The organism is Hydrocoleum sp. CS-953 (genome assembly GCF_002260545.1).
Classification (GTDB): Bacteria; Cyanobacteriota; Cyanobacteriia; order Cyanobacteriales; family Microcoleaceae; genus Trichodesmium.
The window spans coordinates 1-2,450 of sequence record NZ_LGSU01000208.1; the positions used below are offsets into that span (position 1 = coordinate 1).

Consider the following 2,450-nt stretch of genomic DNA (forward strand, 5'->3'; position numbering starts at 1 on the left):
CATATATAGACTCATCGACTTGATTTCTTCCTTCTTCCTTCTTCCCTCTTCCTTCTTCCTTCTAATGATAAGGTATGAAACTATGATTAGTAACTCTTTAAATTACATAACTGCAAAAAAAAACCTTAACTGAATTGTATTGATATATAGACTCATCGACTTGATTTCTTCCTTCTTCCTTCTTCCCTCTTCCTTCTTCCTTCTTCCTTCTTCCTTCTTCCTTCTTCCTTCTAATGATGATGAAAATATCTAGTAAAACCTTCTCCATAAATCTCACTCAAATTATTCTCATTCAAAGTAACACTAGGTTTACCATGACATAATATACGACGATTAATACAAATAACCTGGTCGCAATAACGACTCACCATATCTAAATCGTGGGAAACCTGAAGAATAGAAAAACCATTTTCTGTCTGTAAATTTGTCAATAATTCAGAAAATTCTGCTTCTCCTGTTGCATCTATACCAGCCATAACTTCATCTAATATTAATAACTGTCGAGGTTGCACTAAACAATATGCTAATAAAACCCGTTTTAACTCCCCTCCACTTAAACTTCCTATTCGTTGTTTACGATGATTTTGTAACTTAACTTTTAGCAAAGCTTTTTCCACAGAAATAACTTTTTCCCGCGACTTCATAAAACTGCTTTGAGGCAAACCCAAACCAACTAATTCAGCTACAGTTAATGGAAAACTTCGGTCAAAAATTAACTTCTGGGGAATATAACCAACTTGATGCCAATATTTTCCTAAATCTTTTATTTGTTTACCAAGAATTTCTATATCACCAGACTCATAAGGAATTAAACCTAATATTGCTTGAATTAATGTACTTTTTCCCGCGCCATTAGCTCCAATTATTGCCGTATTACTGCCAGGAAAAACTTTAAATGATACAGATTCTACTGCTTTATATTTGCCTCTTACTACTGTCAGGTTTTGTACATCAACTACAGGGAATTTTTTCTTTATTTCTACTACATTCACGGACAAACTTCCTCCAAACTTTTTCAATTATTTCTCATTTCATAGGGGAACCTAGAAACCCGGTTTCTTCAAGAAACCGGGTTTCTGATTTCTCATAAAAACCGGGTTTCTTTTTTATCGGACAAACCCGGTTTCTTTGCAATATTACTTTATTTACAAGCTTCCTCTAAAATTTTGAGATTATTTCTCATCGCTTTAAAATAATGTTCTGGGTCTGACGAACCACTTTCAAGGGGGTCTAATGCTTTGACTTGTAACCCATTATCTTTAGCAATTTGCTCCACTCGACTATCATTGTATCCTACTTCCGCAAGTAAACTTTTGACTTGATATTTTTTAGCTGTATCTATTACTCTTTTAATATCTCTAGGTGTAATATTATCTTCTGGCAATTCTACTATTGCCATTTGTTGTAAATTATAGCGTTTTGCCAGATAGGGATAAGCATCGTGAAAAGCAATAAATTTACATCCTTGAAAAGGAGCTAAACGAGTTTTAAATTCTTGGTCAAGTTGCTGTAATTTTTGCAAATAAACATTAGCATTTGACTGATAAGTAGCTGTATTATTAGGGTCAGCTTTAATTAAACCATCCCGAATATTTTTGACTTGTTGTTGTGCTAAAACTGGGTCTAACCAAACATGAGGGTTTCCCTCTTCGTGACTGTGGTGGTGGTGGTGGTGGTGGTCATGGTCGTGATCATGGTCGTCGTGGTCATCCTCCTTTTCTTCTATAGGTTCAATATTTTGACTAGCATCAATTTCTTGTAGTTGAGAGTTACCAGCAGAATCAACTAATTTCTCTAAAAATTCTTCAAAACCCAAACCATTTTTGACTAATACATCTGCTGCTGCAATAGTACGAGCATTTTGCGGTGTTGCCTGATATTCGTGGGGATCTGTTCCGGGAGGAATTAAAAGTTCTACTTCTCCATTTTCTCCGGTGACTCCTTTCGTAAACATATATATAGGCAAGAAAGTTGCAACTATCTTAGTTCCACCTGTATTTTGAGCTACACTGCTAACGTTTCCTAGAGAAGCAGTCGTGATAAGTGCTGCTACTCCTAATAATGAACTACCGACCCATTGAAATTTTCTGAACATTCGTTTTGACCTATTATGAGAATGGTTATCATTCTAATATAAATCATAACAAAAAAAAAGCCATAGAAAGGCAAAATTTCAATTATAGCGCTACGCGCTAGGGAACAGGGAAAAGGGAACAGGGAACAGCAGACTGTAAAAGGGTTTTCCTAGGTCATGCTGCGCAAACAGGATTTAGAAATGTCCTAACCTATTTGCGTAGCGCTATAAAGTATAGAAACCAGATTGGTATGAGATGCTTTACCATACTGACATCTATCTCCCATCAACTCGGTTTCTTATAATAGAGTTGTTGGGAAATAAGGTAAAATGGTTCAAGCAGAAATTGGCCAGAAGAATGCTAAATATTGAACGA

General features: G+C 35.6%; 2 protein-coding genes. Both read right to left on the reverse strand.

What is annotated here, in order from left to right; genetic code table 11:
• Window positions 1–230: 230 nt before the first annotated feature.
• Window positions 231–1,019 carry a metal ABC transporter ATP-binding protein gene (locus tag AFK68_RS01750; protein ID WP_246843933.1) on the reverse strand — a complete coding sequence of 263 codons (789 nt, stop codon included), beginning with the start codon at window positions 1,017–1,019 and terminating at the stop codon, window positions 231–233.
• A 122-nt stretch (window positions 1,020–1,141) separates the two neighbouring features.
• A complete protein-coding gene (locus AFK68_RS01755) occupies window positions 1,142–2,095 on the reverse strand; it encodes a metal ABC transporter solute-binding protein, Zn/Mn family (RefSeq protein WP_094671147.1) in 954 nt (317 codons plus the stop codon).
• Window positions 2,096–2,450 lie beyond the last annotated feature (355 nt).